The sequence below is a fragment of the Ruminococcus sp. 210702-SL.1.03 genome (assembly GCF_020559915.1).
In the GTDB taxonomy this organism is placed as follows: domain Bacteria; phylum Bacillota; class Clostridia; order Oscillospirales; family Ruminococcaceae; genus YE71.
Window position 1 is genome coordinate 1 of the sequence record NZ_JAJCLZ010000023.1, and the last position, 14870, is coordinate 14870.

22 protein-coding genes are annotated in these 14870 nt (G+C 46.0%); 9 read left to right on the forward strand and 13 right to left on the reverse strand.

Annotated elements, in window-relative coordinates:
- Positions 1 to 96: 96 nt before the first annotated feature.
- On the reverse strand, positions 97 to 1701 hold the full coding sequence (locus tag LI114_RS10530) for a type I restriction-modification system subunit M (protein ID WP_164150211.1): 1605 nt from the start codon (positions 1699 to 1701) through the stop codon (positions 97 to 99).
- Positions 1702 to 1945: 244 nt separating this feature from the next.
- Positions 1946 to 2254 (reverse strand): helix-turn-helix domain-containing protein, encoded by a 309-nt coding sequence (locus LI114_RS10535; protein ID WP_074743079.1) that lies wholly within the window; start codon positions 2252 to 2254, stop codon positions 1946 to 1948.
- Positions 2255 to 2387: 133 nt separating this feature from the next.
- On the opposite strand from LI114_RS10535, the gene LI114_RS10540 reads away from it, so the two are divergent.
- From LI114_RS10540 to LI114_RS10565, 6 genes are all read left to right on the forward strand, one after another.
- A complete protein-coding gene (locus LI114_RS10540) occupies positions 2388 to 3395 on the forward strand; it encodes a DUF6465 family protein (RefSeq protein ID WP_227220638.1) in 1008 nt (335 codons plus the stop codon).
- 391 nt (positions 3396 to 3786) lie between these two features.
- Positions 3787 to 4473 carry an SOS response-associated peptidase gene (locus LI114_RS10545; RefSeq protein WP_074743083.1) on the forward strand — a complete coding sequence of 229 codons (687 nt, stop codon included), beginning with the start codon at positions 3787 to 3789 and terminating at the stop codon, positions 4471 to 4473.
- Positions 4474 to 4479: 6 nt separating this feature from the next.
- A complete protein-coding gene (locus LI114_RS10550) occupies positions 4480 to 5040 on the forward strand; it encodes a hypothetical protein (protein WP_227220639.1) in 561 nt (186 codons plus the stop codon).
- Between the two features lie 40 nt (positions 5041 to 5080).
- The gene (locus LI114_RS10555; protein ID WP_074743087.1) at positions 5081 to 5527 is read left to right on the forward strand and encodes a GNAT family N-acetyltransferase; all 447 of its coding nucleotides are present in this window, start codon (positions 5081 to 5083) and stop codon (positions 5525 to 5527) included.
- Complete coding sequence (locus LI114_RS10560) at positions 5524 to 5973, forward strand: GNAT family N-acetyltransferase (protein WP_074743088.1); 450 nt, start codon at positions 5524 to 5526, stop codon at positions 5971 to 5973. Before LI114_RS10555 ends, LI114_RS10560 begins: the two co-directional genes overlap by 4 nt.
- Before the next feature lie 38 nt (positions 5974 to 6011).
- Positions 6012 to 6587: a metalloprotease family protein gene (locus LI114_RS10565; RefSeq protein ID WP_074743090.1), complete on the forward strand. Its 576-nt coding sequence runs from the start codon at positions 6012 to 6014 to the stop codon at positions 6585 to 6587.
- A gap of 78 nt (positions 6588 to 6665) precedes the next feature.
- On the opposite strand, the gene LI114_RS10570 is transcribed toward LI114_RS10565, so the two are convergent.
- Positions 6666 to 7991: an NYN domain-containing protein gene (locus tag LI114_RS10570; RefSeq protein ID WP_227220640.1), complete on the reverse strand. Its 1326-nt coding sequence runs from the start codon at positions 7989 to 7991 to the stop codon at positions 6666 to 6668.
- Positions 7992 to 8002: 11 nt separating this feature from the next.
- Positions 8003 to 8257 carry a hypothetical protein gene (locus LI114_RS10575; protein ID WP_092983195.1) on the reverse strand — a complete coding sequence of 85 codons (255 nt, stop codon included), beginning with the start codon at positions 8255 to 8257 and terminating at the stop codon, positions 8003 to 8005.
- A 162-nt stretch (positions 8258 to 8419) separates the two neighbouring features.
- Here LI114_RS10575 and LI114_RS10580 point away from each other — a divergent pair, with 162 nt between their 5' ends.
- Positions 8420 to 8824, forward strand: a complete 405-nt coding sequence (locus tag LI114_RS10580; protein WP_092983197.1) for a hypothetical protein — start codon at positions 8420 to 8422, stop codon at positions 8822 to 8824.
- Between the two features lie 68 nt (positions 8825 to 8892).
- On the opposite strand, the gene LI114_RS10585 is transcribed toward LI114_RS10580, so the two are convergent.
- Genes LI114_RS10585 through LI114_RS10625 form a run of 9 tightly spaced genes read right to left on the reverse strand, consistent with a single transcriptional unit; the run spans position 8893 to position 13099 of the window.
- Positions 8893 to 9108 (reverse strand): hypothetical protein, encoded by a 216-nt coding sequence (locus tag LI114_RS10585; RefSeq protein ID WP_092983199.1) that lies wholly within the window; start codon positions 9106 to 9108, stop codon positions 8893 to 8895.
- Positions 9098 to 9280 (reverse strand): hypothetical protein, encoded by a 183-nt coding sequence (locus LI114_RS10590; protein ID WP_092983201.1) that lies wholly within the window; start codon positions 9278 to 9280, stop codon positions 9098 to 9100. Before LI114_RS10590 ends, LI114_RS10585 begins: the two co-directional genes overlap by 11 nt.
- Entirely contained in the window at positions 9280 to 9768 is a 489-nt protein-coding gene (locus tag LI114_RS10595; protein WP_227220641.1) for a hypothetical protein, read from the reverse strand. The genes LI114_RS10590 and LI114_RS10595 overlap by 1 nt, the downstream gene beginning before the upstream one ends.
- Complete coding sequence (locus LI114_RS10600; RefSeq protein ID WP_092983205.1) at positions 9692 to 10396, reverse strand: hypothetical protein; 705 nt, start codon at positions 10394 to 10396, stop codon at positions 9692 to 9694. Before LI114_RS10600 ends, LI114_RS10595 begins: the two co-directional genes overlap by 77 nt.
- Before the next feature lies 1 nt (position 10397).
- Positions 10398 to 11345 (reverse strand): ParB N-terminal domain-containing protein, encoded by a 948-nt coding sequence (locus LI114_RS10605; protein WP_092983207.1) that lies wholly within the window; start codon positions 11343 to 11345, stop codon positions 10398 to 10400.
- Positions 11342 to 11686, reverse strand: coding sequence for a hypothetical protein (locus LI114_RS10610; protein WP_002852006.1), 345 nt, complete (start codon positions 11684 to 11686; stop codon positions 11342 to 11344). The genes LI114_RS10605 and LI114_RS10610 overlap by 4 nt, the downstream gene beginning before the upstream one ends.
- Positions 11683 to 11913, reverse strand: a complete 231-nt coding sequence (locus LI114_RS10615) for a hypothetical protein (RefSeq protein ID WP_092983209.1) — start codon at positions 11911 to 11913, stop codon at positions 11683 to 11685. The genes LI114_RS10610 and LI114_RS10615 overlap by 4 nt, the downstream gene beginning before the upstream one ends.
- On the reverse strand, positions 11907 to 12689 hold the full coding sequence (locus LI114_RS10620) for a ParA family protein (RefSeq protein ID WP_092983211.1): 783 nt from the start codon (positions 12687 to 12689) through the stop codon (positions 11907 to 11909). Before LI114_RS10620 ends, LI114_RS10615 begins: the two co-directional genes overlap by 7 nt.
- A 26-nt stretch (positions 12690 to 12715) precedes the next feature.
- Entirely contained in the window at positions 12716 to 13099 is a 384-nt protein-coding gene (locus LI114_RS10625; RefSeq protein WP_092983213.1) for a single-stranded DNA-binding protein, read from the reverse strand.
- Positions 13100 to 13344: 245 nt separating this feature from the next.
- Here LI114_RS10625 and LI114_RS10630 point away from each other — a divergent pair, with 245 nt between their 5' ends.
- Together LI114_RS10630 and LI114_RS10635 are read left to right on the forward strand one after the other, a co-directional pair.
- Positions 13345 to 13773: a hypothetical protein gene (locus LI114_RS10630; RefSeq protein WP_092983215.1), complete on the forward strand. Its 429-nt coding sequence runs from the start codon at positions 13345 to 13347 to the stop codon at positions 13771 to 13773.
- 164 nt (positions 13774 to 13937) lie between these two features.
- Entirely contained in the window at positions 13938 to 14864 is a 927-nt protein-coding gene (locus tag LI114_RS10635; RefSeq protein WP_175444949.1) for a helix-turn-helix domain-containing protein, read from the forward strand.
- Positions 14865 to 14870: the final 6 nt, after the last annotated feature.

Below are 14870 nucleotides of genomic sequence, written 5' to 3' on the forward strand. Positions count from 1 at the left end.
TTTCGTTCTTTCTCGTCACTCTCTCGACCATATCAGACAGCTTACGCTGTTCCCAAGCATCGGTAAATCCGGCGAATCTGATCTGTGGTGTATTGCTCATAATATGCCCTCCAATACCTTCATCAGATCGGCAAGCTCGTTCTTCGTATCAGCATCGGCAGCGGTCAGCTCGCCCATCTGTGTGATAAGGTCGGTGGCTGCTGTGTCCATTTCTGCGGAAATGTCGGAAAACTCGCTTGCCAGGTCGCTCAGGCTGATCTGTTCTTCTTGTTCAAAAGTATCGACGTAACGAGGGATATTGAGGTTGTAGTCGTTCGCCTTGATCTCCTCATAAGTCGCAAGGTGCGCTTCTTTCTCCACGTCCTGACGGGCTGTGTAAAGCTCGATGATATGGTCGATGTTCTCAGGACTCATGGAGTTCTGCTTCTTGCCCTTGACAAACTGCTGTGAAGCATCAATAAAGAGAATATCACGTCCGTCACGGTTCTTTTTCAGAGCAATGATCGTTGTCGGGATAGAAGTGTTATAGAACAGGTTTGCAGGCAGACCGATAACGGCATAAATAGCACCGCTGTCAATGAGCTTCTGTCTGATCTTGCCCTCGGCAGCACCACGGAACAGAACGCCGTGGGGCAGAATGATAGCCATAGTACCTGTATTTTTCAGATGATAGAAGCCGTGAAGCAGAAATGCGTAGTCTGCTTTGGACTTCGGCGCAAGCACACCATAGTCGGAGAAACGGCTGTCATTCAAAAATCCCGGTGCCGCAGACCACTTTGCGGAGTACGGAGGATTCATCAGCACCATATCGAAATCCGTTTCTTCGTCCGTGGGCCAGTCCGCATCAAGCGTATCAGCATTACGGAGCGTCTGATTTTCGGGATCAACTCCGTGCAGGAACATATTCATTCGGGCGAGGTTGTATGTGGTCGTGCTGAGTTCCTGACCGAAATAGCGGATATAGTCGGGCTTGTGTGAGAACTTTCTTGCGTTCAGAAGCAGAGAACCCGATCCCATAGCAGCATCATACACCAGAAGTCCCTGCTTGTCCTCCTGTCCCTGAATCGCAACACGGGTAAGGATCTGTGAAACTGCCTGCGGTGTATAGAATTCTCCGGCTTTCTTTCCTGTTTCACTTGCAAACTGACCGATAAGGTATTCGTAAGCATCACCGAGAACATCGCCCTCATGGTTCAGCAGGTCGGCTTCATTGATCTTCTTGACTACCTCTGCAACGGTAGCAGACTGCTTCTGCTCACCGGAGCCAAGTCTTGTGGAATAGAGGTCAACATCAGCGAACAGATTTGCAAAGATAGGATCGGACTGCTCCACATGATTGAATGCCTTTTTGAGCATTTCACGCTGAAAAGCGTTCTTGCTTGCCGCTTCTGCAAGTTTAGTATATGTAAGCTCAGGCTCGATAGTATAGTGGTAGCTCTCCTTGATGTCCTCCAGAAGTTCCTCGGCATCTTCGGTGCTGTAAACTTCTTCGTATGCTGCCTGTGCTTCTGCCATAGATTCGGGCTTTTCGTTATTGAGAAGGTCATAAACGTGTGTCAGGAATGTATCGGACAGATACTTATAGAATACGATTCCGAGAAGATAGTTCTTATATTCATTAGCGTCCATTTTACCGCGCAGAATATCTGCACCAGCCCAAAGAACGCTCAAAAGGTCTTTACTGTTTTCGTTTGCAGGCATTATGGTTTCCTCCTATTTTCAGTTCACTCATGCTCAGGTACAGCGTGAGTGATATACATAGATAATTATACCATAATTCCGTCAAAAATACAAGTGGAATTAGACGAAATTTTGAAATTTTCATCAATCAGCAGTTAACCGTTCAGACCAACCTGTGATATATAAATCATACCAACTTTGAACCCACTGGATTCAAAGTTCCCCTAAAACAAAAACGCTGGCGCACCGCCAGCGTTTTCCGTCATTATCTGTTCAAAGCCTTTATCATCTGTAAGGCAAGGTCTGCTTTATCTTCGGGAAGTGTTCTGAATCCTGCCACAAGCTCTTTCTCTGTATCAGTAAGGATAGAAACCTCTCCTTCCTCGTTGAAAAACTCGGCAAGGGTAACGCCCATAGGCGTAAGCAGCTTTTGAAGTGTCTCGATCGTGGGCTGATTGATGCACTTTTCCAAGTCGCTGATATGCCCCTGAGACAAGCCGGACTCCTTGTGAAGTTTATACATACTAAATCCCTTTGCCTTGCGTATCTCTCTTAACCTTGTTCCGTACTCCATTTCTCCGAATCTCCTTTACCGTGTCCTTACTATTATTATAATGCTTTCGTTCGGATTTTATAATTCATAAGCCCCGAACTATTTACTTATCTATTCCGATATAGTATAATAGAAGGTGTGGAGGTGTTGCACTATGAACAAATCAGTCTGCTTTACAGGACACAGAACCATAGCTGAGGATAAAGAAACGCTCTCAGCTCGGCTCTACGCTTTGCTTGAACGCTTCGTGACAGAGCAAAAGGTCACGGACTTTTACACGGGCGGAGCTGTGGGGTGGGACGCTCTCGCTGCCCTGACCGTTCTGAAACTGCGTGAGAACTATACAGAGGTCAAACTGCACCTTGTATTGCCTTGTCCATTTGAGGAGCAGTCTACAAAGTGGAATGAAGCACAGAAAACGGAATATCTGCATATTTTCGGTCTTGCTGACAGCGCAGAACAAGTCTCTGATCGCTATTATAACGGTTGTATGAAAGCAAGAAATGCCCGTCTTGTGGAGCTTGCATCTGATTACTGTATCTGCTACTGGAATCCCAAACACTACCGCAGCGGAACAGGACAGACGGTGCGTATGGCGCAGAAGAAAGGCATTGAGGTCATCAATCTGTTTGAATCTGATTCAAACAGCGTAATATCGCCTGTTGGTGGGTTGACAGATGGCTCAAATAGCGTTATAATAGAATTATCTAATAGATCGGAGGTATCCACAATGCCAAGAAAGAAGAAAACTGAAACCGCACCTGTTGCCGAAGTCAAGGCAGAGGTTGTGACCGAAGCTGTCAAGGAGACTGCTGCAGAAGCTCCGGCTGAAAAGCCTGCAAAGAAGCCTGCCGCAAAGAAAGCTCCTGCTAAGAAAACAGCTACCAAGACTCCTGCGAAAGCTGCTGAGAAGAAAACTACGGCTAAGACCACTACAAAGACCGCAGCTAAGACTACAAGAGCGACTGCTCCCGTTGAGACAGTCAAGGTCCAGTTCGGTGGCGATGAATATGATTTCGCTGAAATAAAGAAGGCAGTTGAAGCCGATTATAAGAGCAAATTCAAGGGCAAGGTCAAGACTATCGAGTTTTACATCAAGCCGGAAGATAAGGCTGTTTACTACGTTATCAACGGTGATTTCTCCGATAAGATTGAGCTTTGATTTGACGGTATTGTAACGGGTGCGACTCGCTCAGGGTTGCTCCCGTTTTTTCGTATACTGGATTGAAAAGCACGGCTGATTGTGGTATAGTAGGTAATTTAATCAATGTGCGAGAACGCTCGCCAAATCGGAATTTATAGGTGATAGTATGGAGAATAATATAATTGGAACTTGTGTAGAATGCGGCAGTGAGTTTCTAAAATCAAAATCTAAAATGGAAGAATTATGTCCAGAATGCGCTTATTGGTTATATGGATATGAAAATTGTAAGCATATTTTCAAAGACGGGAAATGCACAATATGTCTTTGGAACGGAAACAAAAGTGATTATATAAAATCTTTATCAGATAAATTATGATTTAGCATAGCAAATAAGAAAGGAGCGAACCCCATGTGTACTTGGTTCTATGCAGAAAGATCCACGCTGTCACCAATCATCACAAAGGCACAGCAGTTGCCGCTTGCGAATACGATCAGGAACACTATGTCACGTTCGGCGGAAATGTCCGGCAATATCCGTCCTACCGATATGGCAGCGGTGTTTGCTCCGAATAAGCAAGGCAATATGGCGGTGTTCCCGATGATATGGGGCTTCACGGTCGAACAATCATCAAAACCGCTTATCAACTGCCGTATCGAAACAGCGGACCAGAAGCCCGTATGGAAAGACTCTTGGTTCAGGCGGAGATGCGTGATTCCCGCATCTTGGTACTACGAATGGGGCATACCGCCATCTGAGGTCGGCTACCATAACGCAAATGAACAGCGGAACATCAAAAAAGAAAAGTATGCGATACAGCCGGAAGGTTCTGAGATCACATACCTTGCAGGACTGTACCGCTTTGAGGAGCATAGAGGTGTCCAGATACCTATGTTTGCCGTGCTGACAAGAGAATCGGTCGAACCTGTAAGCTCTATCCATGACCGAATGCCACTTATCCTCGGTAAAGACAGCTTGCGTGAGTGGGTGCGTCCTGACGGTGATCCAGGCAGGATAGCGAAAAAGGCTTTGACGAATATGGTTATGGAGAAAGCAACGGACTATCCTGAGCCGAAGCCTGCGTTTATGCAGATATAGGAGGAAATGATGGAAGAAGCGATCAAGCATTACATGGATATAGTGCGGTATAAAGGGATAAATATATATCACTTTCCGGTAGGCAGACGATTATCAAATGTTGATCCTGAACTAATGCGTCGTTTTAATGCAGGTGAAATATTTGTTGCAAGACAGGAACACTCTGATTTTGAGATTTTCAATCGTGAGATCGGTTACCAGTTGCCAAAGGATATTGCAGATTATCTCAATGCGTACTGGCAGCCGGGTGTATTCGGCTATTATAAAGACTTGCCTGAATGTTTCATGTTGTTTTCAGCAATCAGGCACATAGGCGAAAAGCCTGATGATTTTCTTTTACGTTCAGGCGGATTAATCGCAGAAGCTAAAAGGTGGGTATCATATGACGGCGATCTGAACAGATATATGCCTATTGGCATTTATGATGCTTATTCCTGTTCATTCCTATTATATGAAGTCGAAACAGGCAGGATATTCATAGAAGATTTGGATAATGAAGGCGGCGTAGAAAACGAGCCTGTTGCTGATTCATTAAAAGAGCTGATTCTCGGCTTATATTTGAAATAAAAGGTAATAAGCTTAGTTTTTGTTGTAACGGAGGACGATCATGAGTAAAGATAACATTCGACCGATCACTATGGAGCATATCCAGCGCTATGGTGACATATATGCAAAAGCCTTTTCGGGAGAGCCGTGGAATGATCCGTGGAAACCGGAAGATGCGGTCATTCACGTTCGGGAGCTGTTGGAGTCAAAGCAAGCCTATGGGCTTGAATATGTCCTTGACAGCAAGGTCGTCGGCTTTATCCTCGGAACATCAATGCTGTTCCATTATGGCAGGACTTTTGATATCAACGATCTCGCTGTCGATCCCGAATATCAGCGCAGAGGTATCGCAAAGGAACTGCTTGAAAAGTGCCTTGCGGATATAAAGGCGCAGGGTATGGTGGGAGTCCACCTTATCACCGCCGGAGAGGGCGTTCTGCCTGAGTTTTACGCAAAATATGGCTTCAAAAAGGAAACTGAGGTCATACTGATGGGAGCAGAACTGTGATAAAACGTGCTGAATATAATGATCTGCAAGAAATACTTGCTTTACAATACCTCGCTTACCAGAGTGAAGCTGAACTGTTTGGCAGCAAAGATATTCCTCCGTTGAAGCAGACCTTAGATGAGGTCATTGAGGAGTTCAATAATGGTATCATATTGAAATTGACAGATGAAAATGGTTCTATTATCGGTTCAGTCCGTGCTACTGAAAAGAACGGAACGGTTTATATCGGAAAACTGATGGTTCACCCTGATCACAGATGCAAAGGATATGGCACAAAACTTCTCTCGGAGATAGAAAACTGCTATCCCGACAAGCGTTTTGAGCTTTTTACAAGTACCAGAAGCGTTGATAATATACGGCTGTATGAAAAAGTGGGATATAAGATCTTTGACCGAAAACCCGTTGATGATGAACTGGTATTCGTGTATATGGAAAAATGTTGTTGACATAACAAAAAACCTTGATATACGAAACGGAGAGCTTAATGTATAAGTTTATAGGAATAATAAAAGCTGATTACAGATATGAATATGAACCACTACCTGATAACGCAAGACTAATGGTGGATAGATCAAAAACGATAGCTATAATTGCTGGATTTCTTGGAATAACAGTTGGATATTCATTACTTCTTGTTAAGCAATATGTGCTAAACAACGGTGAAGCAGTATTAAACAAACCTTTCATATTATTGGGAGCTGTAATTGGTGCTTTGCTGTTACTGCTTCATGAGTTTCTTCATCTAATTCCATATCCTGAGAACAGCACAAAAATAATATCCATTAAAGGCGGTACACCGAGTGCTTTCTGTTCGGCAGCCGTCAGCAAAGGTGCATTTATTGTTTCAAGTCTTTTGCCTGTTTTGCTTGGAATAATTCCTATGATACTGTTTATGTTACTGCCATCAACATATCAGGTGATAAACACACTTCTTTGGACAACGGGAACAATCGGGCTTGCTTCTCCGGCTAATGATTACGCCGATGCTCTTAGATGTTTGATAAACGTACCATCAAAATGCAAAATACAAAGCGGCAATGGTGGATTTTATTATTTTTGAGTGAATATCTAACTTCGATCCCACTGGAGTCAAAGTTCCCCATATAACGAAAAGGACGGCACAAACCGTCCTTTTTCGTTATCTCTGTATTTCGATCTCAAACTTTCCCTCGGAGTTCACCTTGAGCCGCAAGGTCTTGACATACCGATTGCAGAAATTCTCCATTTCCTTCATGGTAGCAGTCACTCTTGTGGCTTCGTAGATCTTGTGGGTAAGGTCCAGAGGGTTCTCACCGACAAGCGAGGGCAAATGCTTTTCAAGCTCCGCAAAGAGAACAGCTCGCTTCATATCCTCCGTTCCTGCGGTGCAGAAGTCATCTATTGCACAGTAGTAGATGCCGTGCTGTGCGAGGGCGTTCTTGATCGCCGTTCCGCACTTCTCATATTCGTACATAACGAGAAACTTGGCTTTCGGCAGGCTCTCGATGAGTCCCCAAAAGTCGGAATCACTCGACACGATGATAAATGATGTGATGCCGTCACGGTAGAAGTCCGTGACTACGCTTGCAGTCATTCGCACATCGACCAGGGACTTTCTGTCGGTCACACGGTCGATCTCGATATGCTCGGTGGGTATCTGCGTAAATTTGGAGAGCCAGTCCCAGCCTGCTGTGGTGTGCGGATCGTCATAGAGCGTTATTTTCTCGATCTTGGCAAGTTCTTCGGGATTTAAGCCTTTCAGCACACTGTACAGCTTGTACGGGTTGGAGTTCTCACAATCGACGGCGATCGCAGTTTTCTCGGCACTGTCGATAAATTTATAAATATTGTTTCGTGTTTCATCGTCTGCGTCCCGATATTTCGTGGAGTCGGTGAAGCTGTCATTATGCTGACCGTAGATAATCTTCAGAAACTTGCGGTCGGAATAGACGATGCTCCCCACATCGGCAGGCTGCCAGTGAATATACATCTGAAACGGGTAATGCTCGATGTTCGCCATGTACTTGGTGAACTCATGCTTCATGACACCGTTCTTGTTGTATTTCGGGACAAAGAACAAGTCTCGGATATACTCCCAATTCAGCCAGTCATAGAACAAACGGGAGCATTTGTCAATGTTTTCATTGATGAGCCTTGTAAACTCCTGCATATACTTCTCAGAGCGTGAGTTTGCCTGAATAATGGTAAATCCCCATTTTTCAAGCTGCTTGATGTTGTCGTGGTCATACCACTCGATGTTATGCAGGTTTTTAAGCTCAAACCGTATCAGGTCATCAGTCTTTTTGAACTTCTGCATCAGTACGGTTCTCAGCTTACATAAATATCGTATAGCAGTAGCATCACGGTCGGCTTTGAGCTTGTCTATCAGCTCGGCACATTCCCCATAGCTTGCGGTGAGTGCCGACATTCGGACACCAATCATATAGGCGATCGTGGTAACTACCTCTTTGGTATCAACGGTCAAGGAAATTCCTCCTATTCATCGTTATTGAATGCAATATGTTTGTCGATGACCGTCATTATCTCGTTAAGCCGATTTTCTCCGATACCTTTGATCTTGCTCAGATCGGCTCGTAAGCTGTCATAATCAATGGGGTGCGTTTCTTCCTCGGCTCTCTGATAACCCTGAGCAAAGACATTCCTCACGAAAGTCTCCATTTCGGCACGGTTCATTGATTTGATCTGCTTGTATAATGCACGGTTTACTAATTCTTCGGTTTCGTTATCCATTGCATTTCACCTCCGATCTGCTCTATATCCTGATTATAGCACAAATGGCGGTATAATGCAATGAAAAGGGTGTGAAAAAGTGTGTAGAGATTGACTTTTTCGGGGCGGTTTGGTATAATAGTGTAAAAGTTGCAATCTGTATTATGCGTGAAGGTGTGAATAATGGCTTTGAATGAGAAAAATTATGAACTTGTAAATGAGTTCATGGAACAGGTATGTAGGCTGGCAAGCCTTAATTCACCTCGTTTATTTATGGATGCTCTTAAAGGATTTACCCGTGACAAAGGAATCGGCGGAGATGGTTGGTGGGTAACTACTGAGTTTTTTGAAGCGGCAACGATGACCGAATCTGATATTGAATACTTAGGTGGCAGGAAGTTTGACGGAGTGGTTTTCGACGAGGCTTTCAATATGAGTGAACCGCCAACTACACTTCTCTCTTATCAAGAATTTTATGATGTTTTATGCGAATATGTTGAGAAAGCAATTAAAGATAAGGACGCATCATTTCAGGACGAAGCAAGAGAATATCTCCATCTATTCAAAGGAAACCATAATCTTAACTAAAAACACAGCTTTATTATTTCATGCAAACACGGATAGACCGTCCTCATCAGACGGCTATCCGTTTCTTATTATTCCACATACCCACAATCCAGCACCCTCAGCTTTGTATGTTCTCCGTCCTGCGGATCAGCAATATCATAGGTGATCGAGCTGCACCTGAGCTGATTGCAAAGCTCTGTGGCTCGTTTCAGAAAGTCGGACGGAATCTCAGCAAGAGAGCCGTCATTTTTGATGAGCTTTACGCCGTTTCTCCGCAAGTCCTCGATGAAGTCCTCACTCGTCATTGTCCTGTTCCTCGGTGGTTTCCGCACCCTCGCTCGTTTCAAGGGTGATCGTGTGAGTATAGATCATGTGGTCGTTCAGGCAGTCCAGGGAGCAGTAGCTCTGATTGGTGTCCTGATGCTTGTAATAGCTCTTGTCCGCCGGAATTTCCTTGTAACAGTTCGCACAAAACATTATTCGTCCCTCCATAAGTAGATCATCGTTTCATTGACGGCTCTCTGCGCCTGCATACGGAGCAGATTGCCGATAGCACCCGACTGGTCGATACGCCCCGACATGACCGCTACCTGATAGTCACGGCTCGACTGCATAAGAAGCTCAGTCTGACGGTTTACTGCGTCCGTGACCTTTGTGTCAAGCTCGTCAAGGTGCTTGTAAATTTCACCCTTGTCCACGATCTCCTGCAAGAGATCGGGCCGCTTTTCCTCGATGTGATGCAGATAGTAGCGAATGTGGTCGGTGTGGAACACATAACGCTCCGTTTTGCCCGTCTTGGGGTTGCGGTGACGAACCGTCTGTGTGTCGGTATCGACTTCCCACACAGGAGCGCCGTTGAATTTTTGTTTGCTGTGAAAAATCATATCATCACTTCCTTTTCCTTGTGAAGTAGTAGGCAGCACCGCCGACTCCTGCGAGAGCTGCCACTCCTGCGATGATCGCAAGCGGATTTGCTCCAGAACGCTCGGAATCGCCCTCAGAAACGCTTGACGGACTGTCGGGGGTATCGTTGCCCTCTGCGGAAGAACCGCCCTCAGAAGCCGTTTCCGTTCCTCCTGCGACCTCTCCGATCACTCTCGGACTGTCCTCGCCGTTATCGTTGATCTGATGACCGCCTGTGCTTTCTTCGGGTTCGTCTTTCAGCGTACTGAACGGAGGAAAGGTGTCCACGGTGTCACCGTTGCGGTCGATCATCTGCCAAGTACCGTTCAGGAGCGTGAAGCTGTAAAAGTTATCCTCAGTCTCAATGGTCCAGTTACCGTCGTTATCGTCCTCAAAGTCCCAGCCGCCGATCAGGTCACGGTAGTATCTGCGGTAGCCGTGTGTGACCTCGCCCACATCGGTCCAGTCATATCCGCCTGTTCCGTAGTTATCATCAAGCCACTTGTCAAGCAGATGGTGCTTGTACGATGCTTCGGGATAGTCAAGCCCGTTATCGCCCTTACCGTTCCACATATCCTCCCAAATCTCGGCTTCAATGTAGTCACGGTCAAGGTTATCGGCAGCGTAGGCGGTAAGCCCTGAGCAGAGTGCAAGTGTGGTGCAGAATACCGCTGTGATAAACTTCTTCATGTTAGTTCTCCTCCATATTTTCAAAGTAGAAAGCAAGTGCCTTTTCAATAGTTTCCGTGATTTCCTTCGCCTTGACACCCTCGCTGAAATACTTGGTATAGGTATCATTGCTGATCTTCACGCTCTTGGGCTTCGGCTTCGCTTCGCTGTCCTCTCCGCTGATGATACTTTCAACGGTGTAGCGTTTGATATTCCCCTCATCATCGGCAGATGCACGGAGCATTTTCGCTTTCTTCATGTCGATCTTGCTGTCCTCGGCACACTCGGCAACGACCGCTTGCGTATCTTCTGACAGGAAAGAAAGCTCCACTCCTGCACGGATAGCAATATCTCCGCTGTCCACAAGGGCTTTCAGCTCGTCGATCAGCTTGTTGATGCGGATAAGGCGAACAACAGAGCCTTTGCTCACGCCGTACTCCTTGCCGACGCTCTCGCTTGTGTCTAACTTTGAACCCACTGGATTCAAAGTTGCGGTGTCGGGTTCTGCGGACGGATTTTCAAGGACTGCAAGCTCCCTCAGAATATCATTCCGCTTGCCCTGAGAGAACATTTCGGAATGACGGAGTGCAACAGCGGCAGCTTGTTCACTGATGCGGAGGTTCTCGAACCCACGCTGCATCACATTACTCTCGATCACATACATTTCAGCTTCTTCCTCGGTCAAACCCGTCTTGACGATAGCCGGCACGGTGGGCAGTCCTGCGAGCTTTGATGCATTCCAGCGGTTGTGACCAATCAGTATCTCATAACCGCCCTCGATAGGCTGTACGATGATCGGAGACAGCACACCGTTCTCCTTGATACTGGCGACCATATCCTCAAGGCGTTCGCCCGAATACAGCTCAAACTTGTGGTTGTGATAGGGGTGAAGCTGATCGCACGGTATCTGCTGAATAGCGGTCTGCGGTGCGGAGAGCATTGTTCCCAGGTCAAACTGCGGTGTATTCATCGTTTCATCTTCCTTTCCATATCCGCAAGCTGTTTTCTCAGCTCACGGTTGTCAATATCAAGCTCCATGATACGCTTTTTCAGCTTCTTGATCGAAACATCGGCACGGACGATCATATCTGCAAACCGCAGGAGCGTGTATTTATATCTGCGCTGATTGTAGTGAAATTCGTAGCAGAGCTTTCCTGAGAGCCTGTCACGGCTCTCGGAAAGGCTTGCAAGCACTTCTTTTGAAGTCTCTGCGATGATCTTGCTGTGGTCGGTGCTGAAATACTCGTTCAGCTCACCATCGCCGTGGGGAGTGAAAAGCCACGGCATTTTGTCGGTGTCAAAGGGCTTCATGACTCGTCCTCCTCGTCATCATCTTCATCGGTGCAGTAGTCAAGCCCATTCTGAAGCTGAATGTAGATGCCGGAGTAGCGGTCATGTTCTGCGCCGTCGCTGTTCATCATCGCTTCAAGGAAATACGCCTGAGCTTCTTCACGGTCGTCCCAATCCTGCTTCTTGCCGTAGCAGACGGTAGTGACCTTGCGGTTAGGGTTCATAGCGAGTTCTGACATACTTAACATCTTGAAAGCACCTCCTGTGCCAATTCATCATATTCCTGACCTAACTTGTGACCTGTGAGACAAAGCGGTGTGCCGTTCTCGGAGCTTTTCGCCGCTTCAATGGACTTGCTGATGCTTGTCCTGAACAGCATTTCGCCGTACTTTTCGTTGAGGGTTTCGATAGCCGTCCTGCTGACCTTTGTGCGGTCAACCATTGTTGGCAGCACTCCGATAAGGTTCAGCTTCGGGTTAGTGTTTGCCTTGACAAGCTGTGTGAGCGCTTCAAGGGACTGCAAGCCGTCCATACTGAACTTCTGTGTCTGCACGGGTATCAGCACTCTGTCCGCAGCGGTAAGAGCATTGATAAGGAGCGTTCCGAGGGACGGCAGACAGTCGATCAGCACGAAGTCATACGCTTCGACCACATCTTCCGTAAGTATCCTGCGGAGAATATGCTCCTTAGAGATCATCGTGACCATGAGCGTTTCCGCATTGGCGAGGTTGATGTCGGCGGGAATGTAGTCCACTCCTGCGGTTTCGCTGTGGCGGATCGCTCTCTGAGCTGTGTCTGCGGTCACGGGAGTTCCTGTGTAGAATGACATGATAAGCTGTGTCATGGTCGGGTTGCCGTCCGGCTCGTATTTGAGGTATTCGGAGAGGTTTGCCTGCGGATCAAAGTCGATGAGAAGCACTTTCTTATCGTGTTTCAGGGCAAGGCAGGCTCCGAGGTTGTATGCGGTGGTGGATTTGCCGACACCGCCTTTCTGGTTGCTGATTGCGATGATAGTAGTTTCCATTTTCTTATCCTCCTGTGATTTTCGGCTCAGAACAGCGGATCGTCCTCTGTTCCTGCGTATGGGTTGCCGTTGTCGGTCGGTGCGGTGTTCTCACGCTTCTTACCACCTGAGAAGTGGATCTCCTCGACCTTGACCTCGATAGAAGAACGCTTCTGACCGTCCTTTTCATAGCGGTTGTTGTGGACTGAGCCGACGAGTGTCACCATATCGCCCTTGCCGAACCAATCGACGATCACATCGGCGTTACGGTTCCAGGCGGTGCAGGGGAAGAAGTCTGTCTCGGCAGTCTCATCGCCCTTACGCTTCGGGCGGTCGCAGGCAATGGTGAACTTGCAAAGACGGCTCTCGCCTTTGGTCTGAATTTCAGGATCGGCAGTCATTCTGCCAGCGACTAAGAATTTGTTTAACATAGGATTTACCTTCCTTTCGTGGTTTCGGGTTTCTGTGTTTCTGTTGTGCTTTTATTATACTTGACTTTACACCCAATGTCAAGTATAATTTTCTGCGTTTTGGAATCTTTGTAGGGGCGCAGCAATCAGCACCCCGATTTTCGGTTTTCCCCAGTGTGATTTGACTAAATTTCGGATTATACTTGACTTTGCACCCAACTTTTGATAGAATAGGTGTAAAGACCTATATTCAGGGGGGATAACCTTTGTTTAAGCATAAATGTGAGATGTGCGGACTGGAGTTTGAGACGAACAACACCCGTGCCAAATACTGTATCTATTGCCGTGATAAGGCTCAGGCTGCCCGTAACCGTGCGTATGCGGAGAAGAAGAAGTCCGGCTCTGCTGTTAAGATCGGCAGCGAACAGGTTTGTCCAATCTGCGGTAAGACCTACACCGTGTCCTCCGGCTCTCAGAAGTATTGCAAGGATTGTACTGCAAGCAAGAAGCGGAAGAAATCCGCTCCGAACACGGAGTACCTCAAAGGGCATTACGATTATATCCGTGTCAATGTCCCAAAGGGTGAGCGTGAAAAGATCAAGGCTTATGCGGAGTCTCAGGGTATGAGCGTGAATAAGCTGCTGCTCACGGCTTTGGAGGAGTATCAGAAAAACCATCCTAAGCCAAACGAATAATCAGAATCCATAACAGATGTGCTGTTCCCAAGTACATCTGTTTTTTATTGACATTCTCTTGAATAATGTATATAATAAAGCTAAGTGAGATTTATTATAAAATTCAATTCCACTTAGTTTACATAGAGAAATGCTTTTGGTATACTAATCTCAGGAGGTCAACCATGAACACGTTTGGTGATTATATCAGTCGATTGAGAAACTACTCAAAGATGACACAGGAACAGTTAGCTGAAAAAATGGAAGTTAGTAAAACTACCATACAGAATTGGGAAAGCGGCAGAACAAAGGTGAAGCCGACTCACCTAAAAAGGCTTGCATATCTGTTTAATGTTCCGGAAACATCGCTTATATCCGAGCTGAATCGTGAAAATGATTCGATGAGAGAGGATAATTTCCCATATTTTCTGTTTGAGGAGGATGATGAATTGATTAGTATCATTCACTCACTTCATCTAAACCTTAATCAGCAGGAACTGTTCGGGCTTATCTGCCTTTACTATCCTGATATACTAAAAGACTATGCCGACTGGGAAACAGTTTTCGATGAATCTTTGACCAAAATCCCTTATGACTTTATATGTAAGGTAGGAAGTATTCAATACATGAACCTTGCTGATGGGCTACGGAATCTTCTGAAATATGTTCAACCTGAGTTTCTTTTGAAAGTATTGAAATTATATCCAGAAGAACTATTCGATGTAACTCGTTTTTCTAAGGATTTAGTTATCGAATTCCTTGACAGTGGACACGTCCCACATACTGACTACGATATTGATAATGAATTTGGATTTGATTTTGATATTGATATGAAGAAAGCCTCTATCGTCCTGCCTATCCTTGAAAAAGGCTGTATTCACTTAGCCGATGGAGAACGAAGTGGCGCTCCTTTGAGTAACGATGTTCCGCAAGAAATTATTGACGCTTCATGGTATCCTCATGGTCAAGAATGCTTAGCATTGCACGTTTTGAATGGTCTCAGCAGCATAACAACCGTTCGTTATGATAAAAGTTGTACACCGATAAGGTGGTATCTGGAAATCAACGATTTAGGGTGTAGACTTCTGAGATGGTTTCGAGAAAAGGAGTAGACGAAT

Coding starts and splice junctions, on each gene's coding strand:
- LI114_RS10530 (WP_164150211.1), bottom strand. CDS start 1,701: ATGCCTGCAAACGAAAACAGTAAAGACCTTTTGAGCGTTCTTTGGGCT.
- LI114_RS10535 (WP_074743079.1), bottom strand. CDS start 2,254: ATGGAGTACGGAACAAGGTTAAGAGAGATACGCAAGGCAAAGGGATTT.
- LI114_RS10540 (WP_227220638.1), top strand. CDS start 2,388: ATGAACAAATCAGTCTGCTTTACAGGACACAGAACCATAGCTGAGGAT.
- LI114_RS10545 (WP_074743083.1), top strand. CDS start 3,787: ATGTGTACTTGGTTCTATGCAGAAAGATCCACGCTGTCACCAATCATC.
- LI114_RS10550 (WP_227220639.1), top strand. CDS start 4,480: ATGATGGAAGAAGCGATCAAGCATTACATGGATATAGTGCGGTATAAA.
- LI114_RS10555 (WP_074743087.1), top strand. CDS start 5,081: ATGAGTAAAGATAACATTCGACCGATCACTATGGAGCATATCCAGCGC.
- LI114_RS10565 (WP_074743090.1), top strand. CDS start 6,012: ATGTATAAGTTTATAGGAATAATAAAAGCTGATTACAGATATGAATAT.
- LI114_RS10575 (WP_092983195.1), bottom strand. CDS start 8,257: ATGGATAACGAAACCGAAGAATTAGTAAACCGTGCATTATACAAGCAG.
- LI114_RS10580 (WP_092983197.1), top strand. CDS start 8,420: ATGGCTTTGAATGAGAAAAATTATGAACTTGTAAATGAGTTCATGGAA.
- LI114_RS10585 (WP_092983199.1), bottom strand. CDS start 9,108: ATGACGAGTGAGGACTTCATCGAGGACTTGCGGAGAAACGGCGTAAAG.
- LI114_RS10590 (WP_092983201.1), bottom strand. CDS start 9,280: ATGTTTTGTGCGAACTGTTACAAGGAAATTCCGGCGGACAAGAGCTAT.
- LI114_RS10600 (WP_092983205.1), bottom strand. CDS start 10,396: ATGAAGAAGTTTATCACAGCGGTATTCTGCACCACACTTGCACTCTGC.
- LI114_RS10605 (WP_092983207.1), bottom strand. CDS start 11,345: ATGAATACACCGCAGTTTGACCTGGGAACAATGCTCTCCGCACCGCAG.
- LI114_RS10610 (WP_002852006.1), bottom strand. CDS start 11,686: ATGAAGCCCTTTGACACCGACAAAATGCCGTGGCTTTTCACTCCCCAC.
- LI114_RS10615 (WP_092983209.1), bottom strand. CDS start 11,913: ATGTTAAGTATGTCAGAACTCGCTATGAACCCTAACCGCAAGGTCACT.
- LI114_RS10620 (WP_092983211.1), bottom strand. CDS start 12,689: ATGGAAACTACTATCATCGCAATCAGCAACCAGAAAGGCGGTGTCGGC.
- LI114_RS10625 (WP_092983213.1), bottom strand. CDS start 13,099: ATGTTAAACAAATTCTTAGTCGCTGGCAGAATGACTGCCGATCCTGAA.
- LI114_RS10635 (WP_175444949.1), top strand. CDS start 13,938: ATGAACACGTTTGGTGATTATATCAGTCGATTGAGAAACTACTCAAAG.